This window comes from Rhizobium sp. WYCCWR10014 (assembly GCF_001657485.1).
Taxonomy (GTDB): Bacteria; Pseudomonadota; Alphaproteobacteria; order Rhizobiales; family Rhizobiaceae; genus Rhizobium.
The window spans coordinates 306,621-332,472 of the sequence record NZ_LXFU01000024.1 but is presented as its reverse complement, the minus strand read 5'-3'; the positions used below and the strand labels follow the sequence as shown (position 1 = coordinate 332,472).

Annotated in this window: 23 protein-coding genes; 10 read left to right on the top strand and 13 right to left on the bottom strand. The window is 62.2% G+C overall.

Annotated features, from left to right (window positions below; genetic code table 11):
• Positions 1-114: 114 nt before the first annotated feature.
• Positions 115-741, bottom strand: coding sequence for a DUF922 domain-containing protein (locus A6U98_RS04560; protein ID WP_064648258.1), 627 nt, complete (start codon positions 739-741; stop codon positions 115-117).
• A 101-nt stretch (positions 742-842) separates the two neighbouring features.
• Between A6U98_RS04560 and folP the strand changes: the two genes are divergently transcribed.
• From folP to folK, 3 genes are read left to right on the top strand one after another with little or no spacing between them, the layout of a single operon-like run.
• On the top strand, positions 843-1,712 hold the full coding sequence (gene folP, locus A6U98_RS04555; protein WP_064648257.1) for a dihydropteroate synthase: 870 nt from the start codon (positions 843-845) through the stop codon (positions 1,710-1,712).
• A complete protein-coding gene (folB, locus tag A6U98_RS04550; RefSeq protein WP_064648256.1) occupies positions 1,709-2,074 on the top strand; it encodes a dihydroneopterin aldolase in 366 nt (121 codons plus the stop codon). The genes folP and folB overlap by 4 nt, the downstream gene beginning before the upstream one ends.
• A complete protein-coding gene (folK, locus tag A6U98_RS04545; RefSeq protein WP_197496345.1) occupies positions 2,067-2,585 on the top strand; it encodes a 2-amino-4-hydroxy-6-hydroxymethyldihydropteridine diphosphokinase in 519 nt (172 codons plus the stop codon). Before folB ends, folK begins: the two co-directional genes overlap by 8 nt.
• 68 nt (positions 2,586-2,653) lie before the next feature.
• On the opposite strand, the gene A6U98_RS04540 is transcribed toward folK, so the two are convergent.
• The 4 genes from A6U98_RS04540 to A6U98_RS04525 form a co-directional block, all read right to left on the bottom strand.
• Complete coding sequence (locus tag A6U98_RS04540) at positions 2,654-3,205, bottom strand: hypothetical protein (RefSeq protein WP_003540146.1); 552 nt, start codon at positions 3,203-3,205, stop codon at positions 2,654-2,656.
• A gap of 210 nt (positions 3,206-3,415) precedes the next feature.
• On the bottom strand, positions 3,416-4,495 hold the full coding sequence (locus A6U98_RS04535) for a TIGR01620 family protein (protein WP_064648255.1): 1,080 nt from the start codon (positions 4,493-4,495) through the stop codon (positions 3,416-3,418).
• Positions 4,492-5,967, bottom strand: coding sequence for a YcjX family protein (locus tag A6U98_RS04530; RefSeq protein WP_064648254.1), 1,476 nt, complete (start codon positions 5,965-5,967; stop codon positions 4,492-4,494). Before A6U98_RS04530 ends, A6U98_RS04535 begins: the two co-directional genes overlap by 4 nt.
• Before the next feature lie 200 nt (positions 5,968-6,167).
• On the bottom strand, positions 6,168-6,662 hold the full coding sequence (locus A6U98_RS04525; protein ID WP_003540143.1) for a histidine phosphatase family protein: 495 nt from the start codon (positions 6,660-6,662) through the stop codon (positions 6,168-6,170).
• 276 nt (positions 6,663-6,938) lie between these two features.
• Between A6U98_RS04525 and dksA the strand changes: the two genes are divergently transcribed.
• A complete protein-coding gene (gene dksA / locus A6U98_RS04520) occupies positions 6,939-7,358 on the top strand; it encodes an RNA polymerase-binding protein DksA (RefSeq protein WP_017964517.1) in 420 nt (139 codons plus the stop codon).
• 63 nt (positions 7,359-7,421) lie between these two features.
• Here the strand turns inward: dksA and A6U98_RS04515 are convergent, their stop codons facing one another.
• Positions 7,422-8,057 (bottom strand): DUF1062 domain-containing protein, encoded by a 636-nt coding sequence (locus A6U98_RS04515; RefSeq protein ID WP_064648253.1) that lies wholly within the window; start codon positions 8,055-8,057, stop codon positions 7,422-7,424.
• Positions 8,058-8,485: 428 nt separating this feature from the next.
• Positions 8,486-9,559, bottom strand: a complete 1,074-nt coding sequence (locus tag A6U98_RS04510; RefSeq protein WP_064648252.1) for a flagellar biosynthetic protein FliO — start codon at positions 9,557-9,559, stop codon at positions 8,486-8,488.
• 299 nt (positions 9,560-9,858) lie between these two features.
• On the opposite strand from A6U98_RS04510, the gene A6U98_RS04505 reads away from it, so the two are divergent.
• A complete protein-coding gene (locus A6U98_RS04505; protein WP_064648251.1) occupies positions 9,859-12,462 on the top strand; it encodes a PAS domain-containing sensor histidine kinase in 2,604 nt (867 codons plus the stop codon).
• Positions 12,463-12,725: 263 nt separating this feature from the next.
• Here A6U98_RS04505 and A6U98_RS04500 read toward each other — a convergent pair whose 3' ends face one another.
• Together A6U98_RS04500 and A6U98_RS04495 are read right to left on the bottom strand one after the other, a co-directional pair.
• Positions 12,726-13,652 (bottom strand): pseudouridine-5'-phosphate glycosidase, encoded by a 927-nt coding sequence (locus tag A6U98_RS04500; protein ID WP_064648250.1) that lies wholly within the window; start codon positions 13,650-13,652, stop codon positions 12,726-12,728.
• 87 nt (positions 13,653-13,739) lie between these two features.
• A complete protein-coding gene (locus A6U98_RS04495) occupies positions 13,740-14,684 on the bottom strand; it encodes a carbohydrate kinase family protein (RefSeq protein WP_064648249.1) in 945 nt (314 codons plus the stop codon).
• Positions 14,685-14,913: 229 nt separating this feature from the next.
• Here A6U98_RS04495 and recA point away from each other — a divergent pair, with 229 nt between their 5' ends.
• Together recA and alaS are read left to right on the top strand one after the other, a co-directional pair.
• Positions 14,914-16,008, top strand: coding sequence for a recombinase RecA (gene recA, locus A6U98_RS04490; RefSeq protein WP_064648314.1), 1,095 nt, complete (start codon positions 14,914-14,916; stop codon positions 16,006-16,008).
• A 154-nt stretch (positions 16,009-16,162) separates the two neighbouring features.
• Positions 16,163-18,817, top strand: a complete 2,655-nt coding sequence (gene alaS, locus A6U98_RS04485; protein WP_064648248.1) for an alanine--tRNA ligase — start codon at positions 16,163-16,165, stop codon at positions 18,815-18,817.
• 94 nt (positions 18,818-18,911) lie between these two features.
• Here the strand turns inward: alaS and A6U98_RS04480 are convergent, their stop codons facing one another.
• Complete coding sequence (locus tag A6U98_RS04480; RefSeq protein ID WP_064648247.1) at positions 18,912-19,544, bottom strand: LysE family translocator; 633 nt, start codon at positions 19,542-19,544, stop codon at positions 18,912-18,914.
• Positions 19,545-19,671: 127 nt separating this feature from the next.
• On the opposite strand from A6U98_RS04480, the gene A6U98_RS04475 reads away from it, so the two are divergent.
• A complete protein-coding gene (locus tag A6U98_RS04475) occupies positions 19,672-20,523 on the top strand; it encodes an AraC family transcriptional regulator (RefSeq protein WP_064648246.1) in 852 nt (283 codons plus the stop codon).
• A gap of 43 nt (positions 20,524-20,566) precedes the next feature.
• Here the strand turns inward: A6U98_RS04475 and A6U98_RS04470 are convergent, their stop codons facing one another.
• The 3 genes from A6U98_RS04470 to A6U98_RS04460 all read right to left on the bottom strand — a co-directional run bounded on the left by A6U98_RS04470 (position 20,567) and on the right by A6U98_RS04460 (position 22,999).
• A complete protein-coding gene (locus A6U98_RS04470) occupies positions 20,567-21,193 on the bottom strand; it encodes a glutathione S-transferase family protein (protein ID WP_064648245.1) in 627 nt (208 codons plus the stop codon).
• A gap of 77 nt (positions 21,194-21,270) precedes the next feature.
• Positions 21,271-21,717 (bottom strand): GNAT family N-acetyltransferase, encoded by a 447-nt coding sequence (locus A6U98_RS04465; protein WP_064648244.1) that lies wholly within the window; start codon positions 21,715-21,717, stop codon positions 21,271-21,273.
• A 70-nt stretch (positions 21,718-21,787) separates the two neighbouring features.
• Positions 21,788-22,999, bottom strand: coding sequence for an NADP-dependent isocitrate dehydrogenase (locus A6U98_RS04460; protein ID WP_064648243.1), 1,212 nt, complete (start codon positions 22,997-22,999; stop codon positions 21,788-21,790).
• Between the two features lie 187 nt (positions 23,000-23,186).
• Between A6U98_RS04460 and A6U98_RS04455 the strand changes: the two genes are divergently transcribed.
• A complete protein-coding gene (locus tag A6U98_RS04455; RefSeq protein ID WP_064648313.1) occupies positions 23,187-23,714 on the top strand; it encodes a hypothetical protein in 528 nt (175 codons plus the stop codon).
• A gap of 96 nt (positions 23,715-23,810) precedes the next feature.
• A complete protein-coding gene (locus A6U98_RS04450) occupies positions 23,811-25,850 on the top strand; it encodes an FUSC family protein (RefSeq protein WP_064648242.1) in 2,040 nt (679 codons plus the stop codon).
• Positions 25,851-25,852: the final 2 nt, after the last annotated feature.

Here is a 25,852-nt window from a genome sequence, read left to right as displayed (position 1 = left end):
GGTTGAGTCTGCCAGGATGAAAAATGACCATTCAATCGCTGGGGAGGGTGCAAGTTTCGCACAAGTTTCGTTATGCAGCTAAGGTTTTCCGCTCGCAACCAGACTGAAAAAGCCCTATTTTGCGCCGGCTCGACCATTGATTCGATTGTTCAGCAATCTCAGCATGCGCTTCTGGAAATTGACCGCCTCGACCCGGTCGAATCGCGCCTGCTGCCGGTCGTGCTCCTCTATACCGCGAGCTGATTCGTTGGAGACGAGTTCCTGCATGGCTTCGCAGCTGCGCTGCTGCGGCAGCGCCCGGATGGCGCGCTCCATGGCGCGAGCCTGGTCGCGGGCGATCTCGGCATGGCGCTCCTCGTGGCGCTTGATATCGCTCGACAGCGCGTCCCAGATCATCGACAGCTCCTTGCTGGCGCCCTTGCGGCTGCTCCAGCGCGGCAGGATGATCTGGGTGTGGACCGTGACCTTGACGTTGCCGACGCGGCAGCGCCCGCTGTTCTGAATATAGGTTGCCTCGCCGCCGAAGCGGATCTTCGTAGCGCCGGGATGGCGTGCCGAGGAACCGCTCGCTGTCGGGCCGCGCCGGCTGAGTTCGCGGTCGAGCTCATCCGCGGTTTTGCCGCGAATGTCGAAATAGGAATAGCTCTTCGATGCGATCACTTCGGCTGCCGACGGGCTGCAGAGGGAAAGAGCAATGGAAAAGGCGATAGGAACGACCATATAACGCACTGCAAGCGGCATTCTGAACGCAACCCGTGTTGAAATCGACAGGAGCTTGGGGCATAGCCACCCCAAGCGCAATATCAGATGGCGCTTTTTTCGTCATCAATGGGATAAGTCTGGTGACAGGGCTCGAAGGCAGCATATGGCGTGTCGGCCATGGCCGGGAGATCGAACTCGGCCGTCGTTCGGTGATCATGGCGATCATCAACGTGACGCCGGACTCCTTTTCCGACGGCGGACGCTTTGAAACTGTCGATGCGGCGGTCGAACAGGCGTTGCGGGCCGTCAGCGAGGGGGCTGGCATTATCGATATCGGCGGCGAATCCACCCGGCCGAACGCAGCAACCGTAAGCCCTTCCGAGGAGCAGGCGCGCGTGCTGCCCGTCATCGAGGCGCTGCGCGGCCGCACCCAGGCGCTGATCTCGATCGACACTTATCGCGCCGAGACGGCGCGGCTTGCGATCAGTGCCGGCGCCCATATCGTCAACGACGTCTTCGGGCTGCAGAAGGAGCCCGATATCGCTGATATTTCTGCGGTGACCGGAGCCGGACTCTGCATCATGCATACCGGCCGCGACAGAGTAAAACTTGTCGATGTGATTGCCGACCAGGTGCATTTCCTCGAACGGTCGCTTGATATCGCCGCTGCATCAGGCGTCAATCGCGACCGCATCGTGCTCGATCCGGGCTTCGGCTTCGCCAAGGAGACGGCGGAGGAGAACCTGGAGCTGATGGCGCGGTTTTCCGAACTTTCCCGCTTCGGCCTGCCGCTGCTTGCCGGCACCTCGCGCAAACGCTTCCTCGGCACGGTAACGGGGCGTGAGGCGCAGGGGCGGGATGCGGCGACGGCTGCGACCAGCGCGCTGCTCAGACTTCAAGGGGCTGCGGTTTTCCGGGTGCACAATGTCGCAATCAACAGGGATGCGCTCGATATCGCCGATGCTATGCTCAATGCGCGCCAGGAATTCGAGAGGAAGCGGCCGACATGACCACCTACACGATCACGCTGCAGAACTGCGCCTTCTTCGCGCGCCATGGCGTGCATGACGAGGAGGAATTCCTCGGCCAGCGCTTCTTCGTCGATGCCGAGCTCGATGTCGTCGCCGGCGAGGCGCTGGAAAGCGATTCGATCAACGATACCGTCAATTACGGCATCGCCTTCACCGTGATCGAGCAGATCGTCACCGGCAAGCGGCGCTACCTGATCGAGTCCCTGGCGCTCGATATCGCCAAGGGGCTCTGCGAGACATTCCCGCAGATTCTGCGGGCGAAGATCACGGTGCGCAAGCCGAACGCGCCGGTGCCCGGCGTGCTCGATTTCGTGCAGGTGAGCGTTGAACACTTTGCCTGAGGCCGCACTGCAATCCGCCACACTCGGCCTCGGCGGCAATATCGGCGACCCCGTGAAGGCGATGGCTGCGGCACTGCACAGGCTCAACGGACGGGACGACTGCCGGGTTACGGCGGTCTCGCGGCTCTATCGCACGCCGCCCTGGGGCAAGACCGACCAATCGTTCTTCTTCAATGCCTGCGCTGCTGTTGAAACCAAGCTGGAGCCCGAGGCTTTGCTCGATGTCTGCCTGTCGATCGAACGGGAGATGAAACGCGAGCGCATCGAGCGCTGGGGTCCGCGCACGCTCGATATCGACGTGCTGACTTATGGCGACGTGATCCAGGACGCGCCGCGGCTGGAACTGCCGCATCCGCGCATGACCGATCGCGGTTTCGTGCTGATGCCGCTTGCCGATATCGCGCCGGGTCTTCTGGTCAGGGGCAGGGCGGTCAGTGACTGGCTTGATGATGCCGAGGTGGCCGGTATCGAGGTTGCCGACGACAGCCACGACTGGTGGCTGAGCGCCTGAAGCACGGAAGCTGAAACGGAAAACGGCGGGAAACCCGCCGCTTCAGGAAAATCCGCTATGCGACTTGTCTACTGGATGGAACCGACGGCCATCTCGTCGACCTGGCGGGTCAGCGTCAGGCCGATGACCGGGATCATCTGGCTTTCGACCTTGACCGAAACGGTGACGTTCATCGTCTTGTCGTCGCGCACGCGGGCGATCATCGCGCCGTTCAGCTTGGCGCGGTTGATGCCGACGACGACGGTATCCTCGCTGACGGCGCCGGAGACGACGTCAAGGCCCTTGCCGGCGGCGCCGTCGAGGAATTTGCCCTTATAGCTCGAGCCCGACTGAGAAATGACGGCGGTCATCGGCTGCTTGAAGACACCGACGCGGCAGGTGCCGTCGAGCTTGATGCCGGCGCTGCTATCGCCGGTGGGCTCACCGATCAGGTTGCAGGTGAATTTCGTGCCCTTGTACTTGCCGGCGACGATTTCACCGGGGCCCTTCCAGGAGCCGGCGACGGAATCGAAGAAGGCCTTGTCACGGGTTGCAGCGGTGGCTGCCGGTGCGACATCTGCGACGGGAGACAATGCCGCGGCGGCCAAGCCGCATACGATGAGAAACTTGCGCGAATACATGGATTTTCCTTGGCAAACACCACTCACGAACTGGCTGCAAGTTTTGCCGAAGAATGGTTAATCCTTCCTTTCGATTGTGCCGAAATGCAAGGCAATACACGGCTTTTGCGCGGCATAGATTTTAGATCATCGTCGCTAGAGCCTTGAATCTGCTGAAATTTTGTCAGTATTACGCTAGGGCAGGCGAAATCTGCTTATTCGCTGCTTCGTTCAAGGATTGTTGCCGCGCGGCGACATGGAGGGGGTGAGATCGCCGATGAAATCACCGATTCCCGGCCGCTTCAGGGCGCGGAAGGCGAGCGGGCGGCAGAGATCCATCGCCGCGATTCCAATGCGGGCGGTCATCAGGCCGTTGATGACGCCTTCGCCCAGTCGCGCCGAGAGCTTCGAGGCCAGCCCGTGGCCGAGCACCTGCTGGACCAGGCTGTCGCCGACGGCGATCGAGCCCGTGACGGCCAGATGCGCCAGCACGTCCCGCAACAGACGGAGCATGCCGAGCGTGCCGGGACGGCCGCCGTAAAGCTCGGCCATGGCGCGGATGAGGCGCACGGCCTCGTAGAGCACGTAGAGCAGGTCGACCACGGCGCGAGGGCTGACGGCAGTAACGATCGAGACACGCTTCGAGGCGTTGACGATCAGGGCGCGGGCCTTGCGGTCGAGCGGAGCGAGCAGTTCCCGTTCGGCGAGCGCGATCAGATGCGGGGGATCGATGACCTCGCCCTCGGTCGCCTTCAGCGTCGCGCGGCCCTTCGCCGTCTCCGGATTGGCGGAAAGGAGCGTGGTAAGGCGTGCGACCACAGCGCGCGCCTTGACTGGTCGGGTTTCGAGCATCGCCGCGTCTGCCTCGGCCTTGATCGTCTGGACGGCGGCAAGGCGCATCATGCCTGATGTTTCGCGGATGACGAGGGCAAGCACGGCAAGGATGCCGACCGCCAGCACGGCAAGGGCTGCATAACCCAGCCAGTCGGCGCGGGTGAAGAGATCGCGGATCAGGCTATCGGTCCAGAGGCCAATGGCGAGCGACAGCAGGATTCCGAAGGCGCCGGCGGCGATCTTGCCGAAAGAGGTCCGCCGCCTGCGCGGCGCTGCAACGGGGACCGCGCTCAGATCCTTGTCGGGATTGAGGAAGGGATCGTCCTCATCAGGAGTCACGACGATATTCGCGGAGAAGCTTTCCGGCTTGCGCCGCTCACCTCCTTGCCGGCCGTTGTCACGCCGCTCGGTCGCTTCGTCCTCATAGATGAAAGCGGCGGGCGTGCGGCGCGGCGGATCGGACGGGGGCTTGCTCATGCGAGGCGGTCTCCGAACAGGAACTGCATGGCGCGGTCGAGGCGGATATGCGGCACCGACAGCTTGATGCCGCCACCGGTTTCCTCGAGATGCGGCGGGCGGAACCTGACGACGTTGACATCGGGCAGATGCAGGCCGGTCTCGCCCGCGGCGATGCGGTCGAACAGGCTTTCCGGATCCTCCGGCAGGTCACCGGGGAAAATTGCGGTCTTTCTCTCACCGTCGAAACGCTCGCCGGCGATGGTTTCGCCCTCCATCGGCGTGCCGACGATGACCGGCAATTCATGGCCGTTCTGCTTGACTGTCGCCTCGCGGGTGGCGCGCACGGATGCAAGCGCCATGACGTCGATTCCGGCGCCGGCCATGCCGATGCGGTCGATGGCGCGATCCACCAGGCGGCGGGTCAGCGCATCGAGCCGGTCGTGGCTTTCATGATGGAGATGATCGGCCTTGGTGGCGGCGACCAGCACGCGGTCGATGCGGCGCCCGAGCAGGGAGGAGAGCAGCGAATTGGTGCCGGGGCGGAAACAGGCGAGCACGTCGGTCAGCGCGCGTTCCAGATCCTGCACGGCTTCGGGGCCGCGGTTCATTGCCTGCAGCGCATCGACCAGGACGATCTGGCGGTCGAGCCGGGCGAAATGCTCGCGGAAGAAAGGTTTGACGACGACCGATTTGTAAGCCTCGTAGCGCCGCTCCATCATCGTCCAGAGCGAGCCGCGGCCGGGACGTCCGTCCGGCGGCAGAGCCAGCGGCGCGAAGGTCAATGCCGGCGAGCCGTCGAGATCGCCGGGCAGGAGCAGACGGCCGGGCGGCAGGGTGGAAAGCGAGCGTTCGTCGGCTTTGCAGGCTTTGAGATAATCGGCAAAAGCGGTGGCGAGGTCGCGGGCGACCATCTCGTCGGCGCCGGCATGGATATCGGCGGCGCGCGTCAGCGCCAACCATTGGCGCGACAGCTCGGCGCGGACGCCGGTTTCGGCAAGCGCGATCGTCTCCTCGCTGAACGTGCGATAGTCCTTGCCGAGCAGCGGCAGGTCGAGCAGCCATTCGCCGGGATAATCGACGATATCGATCGACAGGCGGCCGGGCGAAAACAACCGGTTCCAGCCGCTGGCGCTCTGATAATCCAGCGTGATGCGCAGTTCTGATATGGCGCGGGTCGAATCCGGCCAGATACGGTCCTTCACCAGCGCGCGGATATGGTCCTCGTACTGGAAGCGCGGCACGGCATCATCCGGCTGCGGTTCCAGCCGCACCGCCGAGACGCGGCCGGATTGGACCGGCTCGAACAGCGGCAGCCGGCCGCCATGTAGCAGATTGTGGACCAGCGAGGAGATGAAGACCGTCTTGCCGGAGCGGGAGAGGCCGGTGACGCCGAGCCGCACGGTCGGATTGACGAGGCCGCTCGCCCGGTCGGCGAGATTGTCGAAGGCGATGCGGGCGTCATCGGCAAAAGATGTCAGGCGTGGCGGCAAGGCGCGATTCCGGTTGGTGACTGCCCCGCAATATAGGGAGGGCGCGCCGCCCGCAAAAGAAGCGGCGTTAGAGCATTTCCGTTTTTCTTCGAATCACGGAAATGCTCTATTTCCTTGCTTTCACGCAATTCCCGGCAAAAGCGCTTCGCGCTTTGCCTGGCAAACCGCGGCACACTTTTGCTGGAATTGCTCTGAAGCCTTCAGACGACCACGAAATCGGTGAGGCGCCAGGCGGTGGCGGAAGCATCGTAATCGACAACGGCAAGGCCTGCCGTCGGGAAACCGCCGGGAAGGGCACTTACCATCGCCTCATGGCCGATCAGCGCCTCCAGTGCCTGCTCCATGGTCGGATTATGACCGACCAGCATGACAGCGGCCTCGTCCTGCGCATCGATGATCTCAAGATAGGTATCGACCGTGGCGTTGTAGAGTGCGTCGACATAACGAACCTCGAGCGTGAGGCCCATCGCCCGGTAGACCGCATCGGCGGTATCGCGGCAGCGCAGTGCAGTCGAACTGATCAGAAGATCGGGACGGTAGCCCTTGTCGGCGGCCTTGTCGGCGATGATTTCGGCATCGCCAAAGCCCTTTTCGTTCAGCGGACGGTCGAAATCGCGCTGTCCGGGTTCGGCCCAGGCGGCCTCGGCGTGGCGCAGGAGATAGATGCGGTTGGGCGGAGGCAGGGGTACGGTCATGGGCAAATCCAGGATCCAGCGGGCCTTTTCAGTAGCGGTTGCAATCGGCCGGCGTCAACCGTCCGCGTGGCTCCAGCTGCCCAAAACGCGGCTGACAACACGGCCTTTTGAAGGCCAAGCAAAAAACGCAGGCCGGAATAATGATGAGAAAATAGTCTGTTAGCCGAAAACTGTAACAGATTTAAAAATCTGTTTACCTGTCGTATTTGGCTTGAATCGCGGCTAGCGCTTGGGATATACACCCGGCCAGATGAGATGTTCTTCAGGAGAATCGCGTTGAGTGAGAAGATCGATCTTAGCAATTACGTTCCCTCGGAAGAGGAAGAATTCATGAACGTAAACCAGCGTGCGTACTTCAGGGCGAAGCTGGTTGCATGGAGAAATGATATCCTTAGAGAAGCGCGTGAGACGCTCGACCATCTGGCCGAGGAAAGCGCAAACCATCCCGACCTCGCCGACCGGGCGTCGTCGGAAACAGACCGGGCGATCGAACTTCGCGCCCGTGACAGACAGCGAAAGCTGATTTCGAAGATCGACGCGGCACTGCAGCGCATCGAAGACGGCACCTACGGCTATTGCGAGGAAACCGGCGAACCGATCGGCCTCAAGCGTCTCGACGCCCGCCCGATCGCGACATTGTCGATCGAGGCGCAGGAGCGTCACGAACGCCGCGAAAAGGTCTATCGCGACGAATGAGAGTTTTCATGCAGGCATGAGAGCAGAACGGGCGCCGCGATCCGAACGTGGCGCCTTTTATAATTACGGTGAGCTTCCGGTCGCCACAGACCTCCACCATTGCTCCCGGCCGGTCTCGGCGGTGACGTCGACTGCAACCTTGGTGCCGTTCTTAATTCGCCGCCGCAAAACGTCGGCTCGATTCGAATCCGTCCGCAGCATGCCACCATCGTGAAGAGCCTGCAGCCGGGTGCGTGAAACTTGCAACTCGGACGCCAGCAGGCGGTCGAGGCGCGTGCTTGATGGAAACGGGACCATCAGTTCGATTTCCAGTCTCGTCCAATTGGCAATTTCCTGCTGCATCTCTTTTGCGATTTCAAATTCGGCAAACTCGTCGACACGCTGCGACTTGCGCCTGAGAGCCTCGAGGTTGAACGCTTCTGCCCGGATCCAATTCGGATCGTTGGACTGCAACGCCTCGAGGACTGCGGGATCGATGTCGCGAACATTACGGCGCTCGAAGATCGGACGGTTCCACGTCTTTTCGCAGGTCGAACATTTGTAGATAAGCCAGGCATCGAGCTTGCGGCCATTGGCGTTGAGCCGGATCTTGTCACTGCATCGGAAAGCTCTGAGGCCCCCGCAGCCGCTGCATACAATCCAGGGCTGGGGCGCTGTTTTCGGCAGAATGGTCCATCGGACCCGAAGGGTATTGCACATATCGTGTTGGTCTTCCGTTCGGAAGTCCACCAGGATGATGCGTGAGAAAGCCCTTGCGGGCGCGGTGTGGCGATGTTCTGGGCGGCGGAAGAGCTGAGACAGCGGAGCTGCACATGGCACATGTCAACAATGCCAAACCGGTCTCTCGCCACCACCCGATGAACATGTTCATACGCCGTCAGCGCGTCGCTGTCCGGCAGTACGGGTGAAACTGGAGTGAGACCGGTATTTACTTAGGCAAAGTATGACCTCGATGCGCCAACGCTCTTCAACCGGAGCGATAACAAATTATTAGCACAAGATGGAGTCCCCTGACGCGTCGGGAACTGAAAGTCGCCGCATTGCGGCTTTTATGCAACTTGGTGATGAAGGAAGGTCGGACGTGCGTTTCCGCTCACTTGTCGCGCCCGGTCACTTGTCGCGCCCGATCACTTGTCGCGGTTGACGCTCATCTCGCCAAAGATGCGGGCGACTTCCTTTTGCAGATCGGTATCGGCGCCGGTGATCGGGGCCATTTCCGGATCGCGGCGCGGCAGGTTTCCGGGTTGCGGCGCTCCGGGCCGGGGCGCCTGGTTTGCCGGCGCCGGCACGATGCGTTCGGCCGTCAGATTGTTCGACATTTCCTGTTCCAGCACCCGCTGGAAATCAAGACGGCTCGCTGCAGCTGAATCGTCTTCGGCGCTACCTGGTGCGGCGCGTGCGACCGCCGGCATGTCCTTGACAGGCAGGGCGGGGACCTCCGGTTCGATGCGCTGCTGCTGCGGCAGCACGCGCTGGCGGGCGGCATCGAGGATCTCGGCGGCACTTGAGGTATCGTGGAACGGTGCGGGTTGCGCGACCGGGGGAGCGACGGGACGCTCCAGCGGACGCGGCGGGGGTGGGACGGCACGCAGAGAATTGTCGCGTTCGGCCGACAGGGGAGCTGTCACGGGCTCTGCCGGAAGAGGGCTCGTGACCACCGGCGGTGCCACGGCCGGCGGGGCCGGCGGTTGGGCCGACGGTTCTGGGCGCGGCCGCGGCGGCTCCGGCGAAACCGGCGCAGAGAAAGCGGGCTCGGCGGCCGGCTCGACACGGGCTGCGACCGGCGGGCGCGGTGGCGAGACCGGCGGTGTTTCCGGCCGCGCGATGGATGCCGGACGCTGATCGACGGATATCGGACGCTGCTCGACGGGCTGCGGGCGGATGGCGCTGTCCGGCTGCTCGGCCGCTGTGGGCAGGATACGGCTTTCGATGACGATATCGCTCGGGCCGCCGATCATGATCAGGTGCTCGATATCGTCGCGGCGCACCAGCACCAGCCGGCGACGGGCATCGACGGCTGCGGCATCCAGCACTTGCAGGCGGGGCTGGCGGTTGCGGCCGCCGCGCACGAAGGGCGAGGGCGCCCGGCTGCGGATCACCCAGAGCACGATGATGAGCAGGAGAAGCGCCAGACCGACGCCACCGGCGGCAAGCAGGAAACGGCTGCCATAAGCTCCGACAACATCATCCAACATAGTCACTCACTCCATTTCGCATTCGGCACATATTGACGACTTTTCCGTTCCTTAGGCAAGGGCCGCCGGTGCTGTCCAGTCACGGGAGAACGCGATTTCGTGTTCCGCTGCTTGGCACCCGGCGACCTTGCGCACGGGTAGCAGCGTTGGGCTTCTGGGGCAGATGGCGCTGTTGCCTGTGAATTCAAGCAGTCTTGCCGACTAGCGGTGTTTTTGCCGACGCGGCAAATTGCTAAGAAGGATAGAGTGCCTGATTCCTGCTTCGTGTTCGTGCTACGAAGCGGGAGGGCTTATGTGAGGAATACATGACGAAACCGCGTCAGGCCGACGACTATAACGCACCGCTTGTGGATCGTGGGGGGCGTTCTGGCACGGTCTTGCGCATTCTTCTGCTGGCGCTCGTGCTGATCGCAGCTGCCGGCGCCTTCGTCTTCTTCAAAAAGTCGCTCGACAACGAGGTGGTGCTTGGCGGTCTCGGCGTGCTCGCCATGGTCGGCATCTTCTTCCTGGTGTCTTCGGTCATCGGCTTCATCGAGGTGATGCCGCAGCACCAGTCCGACAGCTTGGCGCGCGCCTTCCTCAACAGCCATCCCGACGGTACGCTGATCACCGACGAAAAAGGCCGGATCATCTATGCCAATGCCGCCTATGGCGCGCTGACCGGCGCACGTAAGGCGACCGAGGTGCAGACGCTGGAAACGCTGCTGTCGCGCCATCGCGAGTCCAACGAGGCGCTCTACAGGCTGGTGAACGGCCTGCGGGAGGGCAAGGAAGGCCGCGAGGAATTCCGCTTGCTGCGCGCCGTTGGCCCCGGCAGCAACAGCTCCGGCGCGCACTGGTATCGGCTGAAGGCGCGGCTGCTGCAGCCGGAAGAAAACGGCGGCAAGCCGCTGCAGATCTGGCAGATCACCGATATCACCACCGAGCGCGACGACCAGGAGCGCTTCTTCAAGGAATTGCAGAACGCGATCGACTATCTCGACCATGCGCCTGCCGGCTTCTTTTCCGCCGGCAGGAAGGGCGAGATCTTCTATCTGAATGCGACGCTTGCCGAATGGCTGGGCCTTGATCTCACCAAGTTCGTGCCGGGCTCGATGACCATCGGCGACGTCGTGGCGGGCGAGGGACTGGCGCTGATCCAATCGGTGCAGGCCGAACCGGGCCTGAAGAAGACCGTGACGCTCGATCTCGACCTGCGCAAGAGCAACGGCCAGAGCCTGCCGGTGCAGATCATCCATAGCGTCACCTCGATGCGCGACGGCGCACCCGGCGAAAGCCGAACGATCGTGCTGGCGCGTGAAAAGAGCGATGCCGGCGGCCAGTCCGCTTCGGCCGCCGCCATGCGCTTCACACGCTTCTTCAACAATACGCCGATGGCGATCGCCTCGGTCGACGGCAACGGGCGCATCCTGCGCACCAACGCGCCGTTCCTGAAGATGTTCTCCGGCGTCGTCTCGCGCGACGATCTCGAAAAGGCGCCGCATCTTGAAACCATCGTGCAGGAGAGCGACCGGCCACAGTTGGCCGCGGCGCTGGCGGCGGCCAAGGACCGGCAGGGCGACATCGCGCCCCTCGACACCCGCACACCGACCGACGAGGCGCGCTATTTCCGCTTCTATGTCAATGCCGTCATCGACCAGAGCGACGAGGCGCCCGAGGAGGCGGCGATCGTTTATGCCGTCGAGGTGACCGAGCAGAAGGCGCTGGAAGCGCAGATGGCGCAGACCCAGAAGATGAATGCGGTCGGCACGCTCGCCGGCGGCATCGCGCATGATTTCAACAATGTGCTGACGGCGATCCTGCTTTCCTCCGACCATCTGCTGCTGCAGGCGCGGCCGGCCGATGCCAGCTTTGCCGACCTGATAGAGATCAAGCGCAACGCCAACCGCGCCGCAGTGCTGGTGCGCCAGTTGCTCGCCTTCTCGCGCAAGCAGACGATGCGGCCCTCGGTGCTGAACCTTACCGATGTCGTCGGCGACCTGCGCATGCTGGTCGACCGGCTGCTTTCCGGCACCAATGTCAAGCTCGACGTGCAATATGGCCGCGACCTCTGGCCTGTCAAAACCGACCTGTCGCAGTTCGAGCAGGTGTTGATCAATCTCTGCGTCAATGCGCGCGACGCGATGCCCGAGGGTGGTACGCTGACGCTGCGCACCCGCAATCTGACCGCCGCCGAGGTCTCGGCCTTCAACTATTCCTACATGCCGGCCGAGGACATGGTGCTGGTCGAAGTCGCCGATAACGGCACCGGTATCGCACCGGAGATCATGGACAAGATCTTCGAGCCGTTCTTCACTACCAAGGATGTCGGCAAGGGCACCGGTCTTGGCCTCGCCATGGTCTACGGCATCGTCAAACAGTCGGGCGGCTACATCCAGCCGGAGTCCGAAGTCGGCAAGGGCACGACCTTCCGCGTCTTCCTGCCGCGCCACATTCCGGAGCCGGCGGAGGCCGCCGAAGCAGGTTCGATCGACGGCGCCATCGCCGGGGCCGAAGTGGTGCCGCTGCCGGTATCGCCGCAGCAGCCGGAGGACCTGACGGGATCGGCCGTCATCCTTCTCGTCGAGGACGAGGAGGCGGTGCGTCGCGGCGGCAAGCGCATGCTGGAAACGCGCGGCTACACCGTGCACGAGGCGGGCTCGGGCGTCGAGGCACTCAGCATCTTGGAAGAACTCGACGGCAAGGTCGATATCGTCGTTTCCGACGTCGTCATGCCCGAAATGGACGGCCCGACGCTGCTGCGCGAGCTGCGTAAGACCTATCCCGACATGAAGTTTATCTTTGTTTCCGGCTATGCCGAAGATGCCTTTGCCCGCAACCTGCCTCCGGAGGCGAAATTCGGCTTTCTGCCGAAGCCTTTCTCGCTGAAGCAGCTTGCTGTTGTGGTGAAGGAGACGTTGGACGGGTGAGGGAGAGGTGGGTGTTGGAGGGCACGCTGTGCCGTGTCGCGCCCTCTGCTCTGCCGGGCATCTCCCCAACAGGTGGGGAGATCGGCTGGGCGCACTGGCTCCCTAACCAAATATCCATGCAGTTCGGCGAAACGTTGATGCGATGCGAAGGTTTTGCCGCTTGTAATCTCCCCACCTGTGGGGGAGATGCCCGGCAGGGCGGAGGGGGCCTGGAACGGCACCACCTATCTGCTAAAAATTGATACCTGCTAGCCCGTCAACCTTCATTCACTCAGCGCCACCGCAATCTCAGCAGCAAGCCGCGCGTTGTTCTCAACAAGCGCAATATTCGTCTTCAGGCTCTGGCCATCCGTCAGGTCGAAAATGGTCGACAGAAGATAGGGTGTGACCGCCTTGCCCGTGACTTCGTCGCGCTCGGCGCTGTCGAGCGCTCGCTCGATATAGATTTCCATCTCCTCGCGCGCGATCTCGTCGGCCTCGGGCACGGGGTTGGCAACGAGCATGCCGCCGTCGACGCCGAGTTGTTCGCGCACCGTCTGGAAATTGGCGATGGCGGCCGGGCTGTTCAGCGACAGCGGGCTGCGGATGCCCGAGGAGCGCGACCAGAAGGCGGGAAATTCCTCGCTCTCATAGGTGACGACAGGCACGCCGCGGGTTTCCAGCACCTCCAGTGTCTTCGGAATGTCGAGGATCGCCTTGGCGCCGGCGCAGACGACGATGACGCCAGTGCGCGCCAGTTCCTCGAGGTCGGCTGAAATGTCGAAGCTTTCCTCGGCACCGCGATGCACGCCGCCGATGCCGCCTGTGGCAAAGACGCGGATGCCGGCGCGCGCCGCCGCGATCATCGTGGCCGCGACCGTGGTGGCGCCGGTGCGGCGCTCGGCGATGGCGAAGGCGAGATCGGCGCGCGACACCTTCAACACGTCGGTTGCCTTGGCGAGTTGCTCCAGTTCCGAGGCTTCAAGACCGATATGCAGCGTGCCGTGAATGACGGCGATCGTTGCCGGCACCGCACCCTGTTCGCGGATGATCGCCTCGACGCTGCGGGCCATCTCGATATTGCCGGGATAGGGCATGCCATGGGTGATGATGGTCGATTCCAGCGCCACCAGCGGCGCGCCGCGCTGCTTGGCGCTGGCGACTTCCTTCGAATAGGCGATCGGCAGAAGAGGGGAGATGGGCTTGGTCATGGTCTTGTCCTGTGATCGACAGAGCATGATGCCGAAAAGTGTGAGCGGTTTTCGGACGACATCATGCTCAACTATTTAATAGCCGCTTCAATGCAGAATTCTGACCTTGGGAACAAGGGCAAGCGCCTCATTCAGCAGATCGGGCGTCAGATTTTCGTTGACGGCGTGCCGCGACTGCACGGTCAGTATGGCGGCCGCAGTGCCGTGGCGGACGGCTTCTTCGAGCGGCAGGCCTGATATCAATGCGGCGAGTGTGCCGGCCGCAAGAGAATCGCCGGCACCCGTAACATCGGCGACGGTGTCGGCAATCGGCGGCTGCAACGTCACGGCGCGGCCATCGCAAAGCGCGACGAGTTCGCGCCGGCCGCGGGTGACGACAGCGTTCCTGATGCCGATCTCGTTCAGCAACGGCGGCCAGCCCGCAGCCTCTTCCGGCCGCTCACCGGCAAGGACGGCAGCTTCAGCCTCATTCAGGAACAGGTAGTCGATATCCCCGATGCAGGGTTTCAGCCTGACGACCTTGGCCGGCGAGATGGCGATTGCCGCAACAGGCTTGGCGAGGGAATGCGCCTTTGCGACGATCGCCGCGATCGTCTCTTCCGGCAGGTTGGCGTCGAAGAGGATGAAATCATGGGCGGCGAAGGCCTCCCGCACCCAGCGGATGGAGAGACGCCGCGGCACGAAGAAACGGTAGAGATCCATGTCGGCAAGGGCGATCACCAGATTGCCGTCCTTCTCGATGATCGCCGTGTAGCTCGGCGTCTTGCGGTCGAGGAAGACGAAGGGCCGGTCGTCGATGCCGGCGAAATCGGCAGCTTCTCCGACCGTCTCACCCATCGGATCGCCGCCGCGCGGCGAGATCATCGTCACCTGAAAACCGAGCCTTGCGAGGTTACGCGCCGCATTGAAGCCACCACCGCCTGGCTCCTCGAACCAGGTGCCGGGATTGCTGGCGCCAGGCGCCGTCTCGTCGGAGATGTGGCCGCGCCGGTCGATATGGGCACCGCCGAGAACAAGAATCTTTTTCTTCATCTGATCCGCTCTCCCGATGCCCGAAGGACGAATCGATACGGCGCGCCCTGCCGCGGCCGAGTCGGCACTTTTGGCCTAAGCCGTTGCTTTTCATTGATAAAACAAATGCAGAACACGTGTCGTTTTACCTTTTTCTTTCAACTGTTTGATCGCCTATTGCGAGAATGGAACAAATAGGGTACAAACTCGACATTGCTTGAGCGGCTTCAATAACCTAAAGGTGGATCGGATGTCTCAGAATTCATTGCGGCTGGTAGAGGACAAATCGGTGGACAAAAGCAAGGCGCTTGAAGCGGCACTCTCACAGATAGAGCGGTCGTTCGGCAAGGGCTCGATCATGAAACTCGGCTCCAACGAGAATGTTGTCGAGATCGAGACGATCTCGACCGGCTCGCTTGGCCTCGATATTGCACTCGGCGTTGGTGGCCTGCCGAGGGGCCGCATCATCGAGATCTACGGGCCTGAAAGCTCCGGTAAGACCACGCTCGCATTGCAGACGATTGCCGAAGCGCAGAAGAAGGGCGGCATCTGCGCCTTCGTCGATGCCGAACATGCGCTCGATCCCGTCTATGCCCGCAAGCTTGGCGTCGATCTGCAGAACCTTCTGATCTCGCAGCCCGATACCGGCGAGCAGGCGCTCGAAATCACCGATACGCTGGTGCGCTCCGGCGCCGTCGACGTTCTCGTCGTCGACTCGGTCGCCGCACTGACGCCGCGTGCCGAAATCGAAGGCGAGATGGGCGATAGCCTTCCCGGTCTTCAGGCGCGCCTGATGAGCCAGGCGCTGCGCAAGCTCACCGCTTCGATCTCCAAGTCGAACACCATGGTTATCTTCATCAACCAGATCCGCATGAAGATCGGCGTTATGTTCGGTTCGCCGGAAACGACGACGGGCGGCAATGCGCTGAAGTTCTATGCCTCCGTGCGCCTCGACATCCGCCGCATCGGCGCTGTCAAGGAGCGCGAAGAGGTGATCGGCAACCAGACCCGCGTCAAGGTCGTCAAGAACAAGATGGCGCCGCCCTTCAAGCAGGTCGAGTTCGACATCATGTATGGTGAGGGTGTTTCCAAGACCGGCGAACTGGTCGATCTCGGCGTCAAGGCCGGCATCGTCGAAAAGTCGGGTGCCTGGTTCTCCTATAACAGTCAGCGTCTCGGCCAGGGCCGTGAAAACGCCAAGACCTTCCTGCGCGACAATCCGGATCTCGCCCGCGAGATCGAATTGTCGCTGCGCCAGAATGCCGGCCTGATCGCCGACCGCTTCCTGCAGAATGGCGGACCGGACCCGGATGATAGCGATGGCGATGCCACCGCGGAAATGTAGTTTTCGCGCTTAAACTCATCGGACAGTTCCAACCGGCCGCATTCCTGATGAGAATGCGGCCGGTTTTGTTTGTCTGCTGGACAGTGGCGGGGGTGAACGTTAAAAGCCGATGAATTTAATTTTACCTGCCTCCGGCAGCATTGAAGGGCATAGCATGAGCGGTGTGAACGATATCCGGTCGACCTTCCTCGACTATTTCAAGAAGAACGGCCATGAGATCGTTCCGTCGAGCCCGCTCGTGCCGCGCAACGACCCGACGCTGATGTTTACCAATGCCGGCATGGTGCAATTCAAGAACGTCTTCACCGGCCTCGAAAAACGTCCCTATTCGACGGCGACGACGTCGCAGAAATGCGTGCGCGCCGGCGGCAAGCACAACGACCTCGACAATGTCGGCTATACTGCACGCCACCTGACCTTCTTCGAAATGCTCGGCAACTTCTCCTTCGGAGACTATTTCAAGGAGAATGCGATCGAGCTTGCCTGGAAGCTCGTCACCGAGGGCTTCGACCTTCCGAAGAACCGCCTGCTGGTGACCGTCTATTCCGAGGATGAGGAAGCTGCGACGCTGTGGAAGAAGATCGCCGGTTTTTCCGACGACAAGATCATCCGCATCCCAACCTCTGACAATTTCTGGCAGATGGGCGATACCGGCCCCTGCGGCCCGTGCTCGGAAATCTTCATCGACCAGGGTGAAAATGTTTGGGGTGGCCCTCCGGGCTCCCCGGAGGAGGATGGTGACCGGTTCCTGGAATTCTGGAACCTCGTCTTCATGCAGTTCGAGCAGACCGAACCTGGCGTTCGCAACCCGCTGCCCCGCCCGTCGATCGATACCGGCATGGGCCTGGAGCGCATGGCCGCCGTTCTGCAGGGCGTTCAGAGCGTATTCGACACCGATCTCTTCCGCACGCTGATCGGGACCATCGAGGATACGATGGGCGTCAAGGCGGAAGGCAGCGCCAGCCACCGCGTCATCGCCGACCATTTGCGCTCCTCGGCCTTCCTGATCGCCGATGGCGTGCTTCCGTCGAATGAGGGCCGCGGTTATGTGCTGCGCCGCATCATGCGCCGCGCCATGCGCCATGCACAGCTGCTTGGCGCCAAGGAACCGCTGGTCTACAAGCTGCTGCCGACGCTGGTGCAGCAGATGGGCCGCGCCTATCCGGAACTGGTGCGCGCCGAGGCGCTGATCTCGGAAACGCTGAAGCTGGAGGAAAACCGCTTCCGCAAGACGCTGGAACGCGGCCTGTCGCTTCTGTCGGACGCGACGACGGATCTTTCCAAGGGCGATATGCTGGATGGTGAGACCGCCTTCAAGCTCTACGACACCTACGGCTTCCCGCTCGATCTGACGCAGGATGCATTGCGTGCCCGTGAGATCGGCGTCGACATCTCCGGCTTCACCGATGCGATGCAGCGCCAGAAGGCCGAAGCCCGCTCGCACTGGGCCGGTTCCGGCGAGAAGGCGACGGAAACCGTCTGGTTCGAGCTTAAGGAAAAACACGGTGCGACCGAATTCCTGGGCTACGACACCGAAACGGCTGAAGGCGTCGTGCAGGCGATCGTCAAGGAGGGCGCGGTTTCCACCGAGGCCAAGGCCGGCGACAAGGTGCAGATCGTGGTTAGCCAGACACCGTTCTATGGCGAATCCGGTGGCCAGATGGGCGATACCGGCGTGATCTCGTCCGACCACGGCAAGATGGAGATTTCGGATACGCAGAAGAGGGGCGAGGGCCTGTTCGTGCATCAGGGCACCGTCATCGACGGCGTCGTCAAGGACGGCGATGCGGTCGTGCTGACGGTCGATCATGCCCGCCGTTCGCGGCTGCGTGCCAACCACTCTGCGACCCACCTGTTGCACGAGGCTTTGCGCGAAGTGCTCGGTACCCATGTGGCGCAAAAGGGTTCGCTGGTCGCGCCCGAGCGCTTGCGTTTCGACGTCTCGCATCCGAAGCCGATGTCGGCTGAGGAACTGAAGATCGTCGAGGATATGGCAAACGAGATCGTGCTGCAGAATTCGCCGGTTACCACGAGGCTGATGAGCGTCGACGATGCGATCGCCGAAGGCGCGATGGCGCTGTTCGGTGAGAAATACGGCGATGAAGTCCGGGTCGTGGCGATGGGCGAGGGCGTGCGTGGCGCCAAGGCCAACAAGCCTTATTCGATCGAACTCTGCGGCGGCACGCATGTCGGAGCCACTGGCCAGATCGGCCTGATCCGCGTTCTCGGCGAAAGCGCCGTCGGCGCTGGCGTTCGCCGTATCGAGGCCGTCACCGGCGAATCGGCGCGCGAATATCTCGCCGAACAGGACGAACGCGTGAAGACGCTTGCCGCCTCGCTGAAGGTGCAGCCGGGCGAAGTGCTGTCGCGTGTCGAAGCGCTGATGGACGAGCGCCGTAAGCTCGAAAAAGAACTGGCTGACGCCAAGCGCAAACTCGCCATGGGCGGCGGGCAGGGCGGCTCGGTCGATGCCGTGCGCGAAGTTGCCGGCGTCAAGTTCCTCGGCAAGGCGATTTCGGGCGTCGATCCCAAGGATTTGAAGGGGCTTGCCGATGACGGCAAGACCAGCATCGGCTCCGGCGTCGTTGCTCTCGTCGGCGTGTCCGATGACGGCAAGGCAAGTGCTGTCGTGGCGGTGACGCCGGATCTCGTGGAGCGCTACAGTGCCGTCGATCTCGTCCGCATCGCATCTGCCGCCCTCGGCGGCAAGGGCGGCGGCGGCCGCCCCGACATGGCGCAGGCCGGCGGCCCGGACGGATCGAAGGCCGATGAAGCGATCGAGGCGGTTGCCATAGCACTCGCCGGCTGAACTGCGGCCTGACAACAGTTTGAAATTCAAACCGGCTGCGAGATCATGGATTTCGCAGCCGGTTTTGTTTTCAACGACGGTGGTCACTCGATGTTCAGTTTCGCGGCTGCAACGCCAGGCGGCAGGCGAGCCCGGTGAAGACCGTTGCCAGGATATATTGCGGCAATTTCGGAAAACGGCTCGCCGATTGAAGTCTCGAACGGATCGTGCTTCCGAGGAAAATCACGGCGCCATTCACGACGAGGCCGATACCGTTCAGGACGCTTGCAAGTATCAGCATCTGCATCGTCAACGATCCTGATGACGCATTCACGAATTGTGGAAAGAGCGCCATGACGAAGAGCGCCATCTTCGGATTGAGCAGATTGGTGGCAAGGCCCGCAAAGAAGATACGCCGGCCCGGCAGCCGCTTCAGCGTCGATGCCGGCTGAAAGGCGGCGCCTTCCGAGCGGACCGTCTTGTAGGCGAGATAGAGAAGATAGCAACAGCCGGCCCAGCGCACTGTTTCATAGGCGGCCGGCACGGTCATGAAGAGCTGTGACAGCCCAAAGGCTGCGGCAAGGGCGTGGCAATAGGTGCCGAGCGCGATGCCGGCATATGTCAGGAAGCCGGCAGCGCGTCCCTGGCTGATGCTGCGGGAGGCGATCAGCAGCATGTCGGGACCCGGCGTGGCTGTCAGCACCAGCGCCGCGGCGGCAAAGAGTACCAATGTTGAAAAATCCGGCATCTATCATCCTCTTGGGTTCGAGCCGGAATTCCGGTTTACGCAGGATTCGCCGAAGGTTCAAGTCCGCAGGATTTGTCAAATCGGGTTATGGTTCTCTCAAGCCGATCGATTTGCACGAGGTTCCCAAATGAATGGCGAAACGGCATGGGCACTTTATGAAAACCGTCTGAGACGGGTTTCGGCCTATATTCACGACCACTTGGACGAGGAGCTGGATATGGAGCGCCTTGCCGAAATCGCCTGCATGTCGAGCTATCACTGGCACAGGATCTACCGGGCGATTTACGGCGAGACGCTGGCGGCAACCGTCAAGCGGCTCAGGCTGCATCACGCGGCGGGCGAGATCGTCCGCACGGACCTTGCCGTCAGTGAAATTGCGAAGCGATCAGGCTATCCCAATCTCCAATCCTTCAATCGTATTTTCAAGTCGGTCTACGGCATGCCGCCGGCCCGCTACCGGAAAGAGGGAAGCCACACAGCCTATGAGCCCTCACCTAACGGAAAGACCAAAGTCATGTTAGACGTTACCATACGTGAGATCGCGCCGATCGAGCTGATCGGCGTTGCCCATACCGGTTCCTACATGCAGATCGACAAGGCCTTCGAGACGCTGTTCGGCACGCTTTACGCCCGCGGCCTCGCCAAGCCCGACATGCGGATGATCGGCGTCTATCTCGACGATCCCGATCTTGTGCCGGAGGAAAAGCTGCGCTCGATTGCCTGCGTCACCGGCGCCGCCGACGTGCCTGTTGATGCGCCGTTCGAGCGGCGCACCATCGAGGGCGGCGATTATGCGGTGTTGCGCCACAAGGGTCCCTATGCCGACATGCCCAGGTCCTATCAGTGGCTCTTTGCCGAATGGCTACCGAAATCCGGTCGGCAGCTGAAGGACAGGGTCATGTTCGAGGAATATCTCAACAATCCGCGCGAGGTATCGCCGACCGAGCTTCTAACGGACATTCACATGCCGCTCGCCTGATGCCGTCGATCGGGGCGCGGCGGATCCGCCGCGCCTTTGAGACTCAGGCGGCCTGCATGGTCTTGACGGCTTCGTCATCAAGGGCGTTGGCCCGCTTGTAGGCCTCACGCTGGCTGATGCGGCCGACATAGTCGAGGAAGGCCTGGCGTCTTTCGATGCCGCCAAATCCGATGCCCCAGCCGATATGGGAGCCGACATAGACGTCGGCGGCGGTGAAGCGCTCGCCGGCGATGTAGGTCGAAGCGGAGACGGCTTTCTCCAATGTATCCATGACGTCGTTGAAACCGCCGCAGCCGGCCATACGCAGGCGTTCCTTCGGAATTTCGAAGCCGAGAGTCTTCATCGTCACCGCCGATTCGAGAGGACCGGCGGCAAAGAACATCCAGCGGTAATAGCGCGCACGCTCTTCCGGTCTCGGCGCCAGCGCTTTCTCAGGGAAGGTTTCGGCGAGATAGGCGCAGATCGCCGCGCATTCGGTGACGATCGTATCGCCATGGCGGATCGCCGGCACCTTGCCCATCGGATTGACCGCGAGATATTTGGGCGCTTTCATCGTCTCGCCGAAGGTCAGGTATTCGGTGCGGTAGGGCTGGCCGATCTCCTCCAGCATCCAGCGCGCGATGCGGCCGCGCGACATTGGGTTCGTATAGAATACCAGTTCCTCGGTCATGAAATCCTCCTCGTGTTCCCGTTATTCCATCCCACGGAATCAATAGGGCAGCGATGTCTGCCTGCAAGCCCCAGTCGTCAGAGCGGCTTGCGATACTGGATGAAGCCGGAGCGCTCGGCGATCCTGTCGTAGAGCCGGCGGGCCGTTGCATTCGTTTCGTGGGTCATCCAATAGAGCCTGCCTGCACCGTTTGCGCGCGCGAGATCGGCGACCGCCTCGATCAGAGCTGCACCGGCGCCGAGCCCGCGCTGGCTGTTGTCGACATAGAGATCCTGCAAATAGCAGGTCCATTGCGGCAGCCAGCAGGAGCGGTGAAAGACGGCATGGACGATGCCGACGAGGCGGCCGTCTTCGTCAAAGGCGCCGAGTGCATGCATGGGCTCGTCAGGATCGAGAAAGCGAGCCCAGGTGAGATCCGTGGTTTCAGGCGGGATGACCACTTCGTAGAAGCGCTGATAGGCCGCCCATAAGGGTTCCCAGCCGGCGCGGTCAAAGGGTTCCAGCGGGCGCACGGTTGCCGTCATCGGGTCATCCTCGCAAATGAAAACGGCGGGGAAATCCCCGCCGTTTCAATGCTATACCGAAAAGACCGGCTTAAGCCATTGCCTTCTGCAGGTTCTCGTCGATCTTGTCGAGGAAAGCTGTGGTGGAGAGCCACGGCTGATCGGGTCCGATGAGCAGGGCGAGATCCTTGGTCATGAAGCCGGATTCGACGGTGTCGACGCAGACCTTTTCCAGCGTGGTGGAAAACTTTGCCAGTTCGGCATTGTCGTCGAGCTTGGCGCGGTGGGCGAGACCACGGGTCCAGGCGAAGATCGAGGCGATCGAGTTCGTCGATGTTTCCTGGCCCTTCTGATGCTGGCGGTAGTGGCGGGTCACCGTGCCGTGGGCGGCTTCGGCTTCGACCGTCTTGCCATCCGGCGTCAAGAGAACCGAGGTCATCAGGCCGAGCGAGCCGAAGCCCTGGGCGACCGTGTCGGACTGGACGTCGCCGTCGTAGTTCTTGCAGGCCCACACATAACCGCCCGACCACTTCAGCGCCGAGGCGACCATGTCGTCGATCAGGCGGTGTTCGTAGGTGATGCCGACTTCCTTGAACTGATCCTTGAATTCGGTCTGGTAGATCTCTTCGAAGATATCCTTGAAGCGACCGTCATAGGCCTTGAGAATGGTGTTCTTGGTCGACAGGTAAACCGGCCATTTGCGCATCAGGCCGTACATCATCGAGGCGCGGGCGAATTCGCGGATCGACTCGTCGAGATTGTACATGGCCATGGCAACGCCCGAGCCGGGGGCGTCGAAGACGTCCTTCTCGATAACCGTGCCGTCTTCGCCGACGAACTTGATCGTCAGTTTGCCCTTGCCGGGGAAGCGGAAGTCGGTGGCACGGTACTGGTCGCCGAAGGCATGGCGGCCGACAACGATCGGCTTGGTCCAACCGGGAACCAGGCGCGGCACGTTCTGGCAAATGATCGGCTCGCGGAAGATGACGCCGCCGAGAATGTTGCGGATTGTGCCGTTCGGGCTCTTCCACATCTGCTTGAGATTGAATTCCTTGACGCGGTCTTCGTCCGGCGTGATCGTCGCGCACTTGATGCCGACGCCATACTTCTTGATGGCATTGGCGGCGTCGACGGTGACCTGGTCGTTGGTGGCGTCGCGGTTTTCGACGGACAGGTCGAAATAGTCGATGTCGAGGTCGAGATACGGATGGATCAGCTTGTCCTTGATAAGCTGCCAAATGATGCGCGTCATTTCATCGCCGTCGAGATCGGCGACGGGATTGGCGACCTTGATCTTGTTCATGTATCTGCCTCGTTCGAGCTTCAATGGGGACCGGCGTCCCGGGTGGGTGATATGATGAGGAGCGCTATAGCATTGTGATCAGGGAACGCAAAGCTGCAAGGGGCTCGACAATGCGTTTTTGCCGCCATTGCCAAGTGCTGGAATTTGGCTAGTGTCCGCCTCGATCTGCCGCTCCGGACATTCGACCATGAAGACAATCGCCGTTGTTATCGCAAGCCTTATCGCCTTTTCCGGCATCGGCCACGCCGCCGATATCACCGCTCCCGTGAAGGAGATCATGGACGCGACCAGGAGCAACTGGGCCGACAATAACAGCGACTGGACCGACATCTTCGACGCGAGCCGGCTCGACCGTCTCTACAGCCGCGATTTCGTCGCGAAATACCAGGCGGCGGCGCAATTTCCCGCCATTGACGACGACGGCATTTCGCCCTTCGACTACGACGTCATCGTCAACGGTCAGGATGCTTGCCCGCTGGAGGATCTGACGATGGCGGCAGCGCCTGTGGTCGACGGCGTGGCCGAGGTGACCGTGCGCTTCAAGAAATCCGCCTGCTCGGATGCGCCCGATGCCAAGGACTATACGACCGTTCGTTTCGAGGTGGTCGAGGAGGGCGGCAAGCCCGTCATCGACGATATCGTCACCGAGAATATCGAAACGCAGGCGCGCGATTCCATGAAGACAACGATGGCGCTGATTGCCAAGGGCCAATAGGCGCGCGACATTCAAGAGCATCGAGATTCGATCTCGGGCGGTTTGATTTCCGCTCTTGCGGCGGTATCTGTTGATCCCTGGGCGGCATGAGGGCTCTTGCATTTGTTTTCCGGTTTTCAGTTCCGCGACTGGCTGCTTGCCAACGATCCGGCGCTTTCGCGCCTACGCATGGCTTCGCGGGTAACGCTGACGATCGTCCTCTCCTTTGCCATCCTGTTCGCCATCCAGATGTTGATCGTGCCGCTGCCGACGGCGGCCTTCGGTCTCGGCATCGTGCTGTCGATCGAGGGCGGGGTGGCGGTGCGCGACAAGGGCAATTCGCGCCAGCTGGTGACGCGGCTTTTCGGCTGTGCCGCGAGCCTTGCCGTCGTCGGCATTGCGGCGGAGCTCGAGGATCGCCGCTTTCTCTCGGATCTCGTCTTCCTGGTGGTGATCGCGCTCGCATCGGCCGGGCGGGTGTTCGGGCCGCGCGGCTTTGCGATCGGCATGTTCGCCTTCACCTCCTATTTCATGGGGTCTTATTTCCGGCCTTCCCTTGCCGAACTGCCTGATGTGGCGATCGGCCCCGTCGTATCGGTGTTCGTCGGCCATCTGGTGAGGGCGGTGCTTCTGCCCGACGATTGGCGGCGCGACCTGCTGCGCTCGCTCGAAAGCGTCAGGGGGCGCATCAACCAGATCCTCTTCAAGCTCGCCACCCTTGCCGGCAGCGGTCATATCGGCGAGGCCGACCGGCAGGAGCTGCGCCAGCTGGAAGACCGGCTGAAGGAAGTGGTGCTGATGGCCGAGACCTTCATTCCACGTCCGCCGGCCGGCGTCTTCGATGGTGCTTCGGATCCCGCCGCGGAACTGGCGATTCGGCTCTTCGACGCGCATCTCGCTGCCGAAAGCGCGATCGTGGTGAGCTTCCAGAGCTTGCCGCCCTTTGCACTCGTCCATGCCGTGATCGAGGCCGACAAGGCTGAGCTCGCCATCTATGAGGGGATGGCGGAAGCCATCAAGGACGAGCCGCAAGGCGAAACCGTGCGGGCGCTGCTCTGGCTCGGCGAGGCGCGGCAGCAATTGACGCAGGCGATTGGCGAGGGGCAGGCTTCCGGCTTTGCCGGCATCGATGCCGTCAAGGACATGGCGCAGCCTGAGAAGATCGACTTTTCATTCGCCAATCCGCTGCTGCGCTCGGCGCTGCAGATCACGCTCGCCTCGGCGCTCGCCATGGGCTTCGGCCTGCTCTTGTCGCGCGAGCGCTGGTTCTGGGCAGTGCTCGCCTCCTTCCTCGTCTTCACCAATACCAATTCGCGCGGCGACACGGCGATGAAAGCGCTGTCGCGCTCGCTCGGCACGGTATTCGGCATTGCGATCGGTCTCGTGTTGGCGACACTGATTTCGGGCGAGCCTTATATCGCCATTCCGGTCGCCGCCGTCTGCATCTTCCTCGCCTTCTATTTCCTGCAGGTTTCCTATGCGACAATGACCTTCTTCATCTCGATCGTGCTCTGCCTGGTCTACGGCATGACCGGGGTGCTGACGCTTGATCTCCTGCAACTGCGCATCGGCGAGACCGTGATCGGCGCGGTGGCCGGGACGGCGGTTGCCTTCCTGGTCTTTCCCGCACGCACGCGCGGCGCGCTGGATGCGGCACTCGCCCGCTGGTTTCAGGCGCTGGACGAGTTGTTGAGCGCGATCGGCGAAGGCAAGAGCGGTTTTGCGCTGATTGCGCTGTCACAGAAGATCGATGCCTGCTACCGCGACGTAACGGTGGCGGCGCGGCCGCTCGGCTCGTCCTGGTCGGTGGTGACCCGGCCTGGCCAGATCCGCCAGACGCTGGCGATCTTCCTCTCCTGCACCTATTGGGCGCGGATCCTGGCGAAGAGTTACGCAGCGCGGGCCGATGCCGACGAGCTGAAAAGGCTGATCGCTTCGGATCTGGCGCTGATGAAGGATGCGGCCCCGCGCGGCTCGACCTGTTTCTTCATCGAACGCAAGGCGTCGCGGACGACAGGGCGGCACCTGCCGCTGTCGCGCGAAGGCGCCAGACTCGGGCTCGAAATGATCGGTTCGGCGCTTGAAAGGCTCTATCCTAGCGCAGACGTCTTGCCGTTTGCACCGGGCGAGGCTATTGCGCGCTCGAAACAGGGATAGAA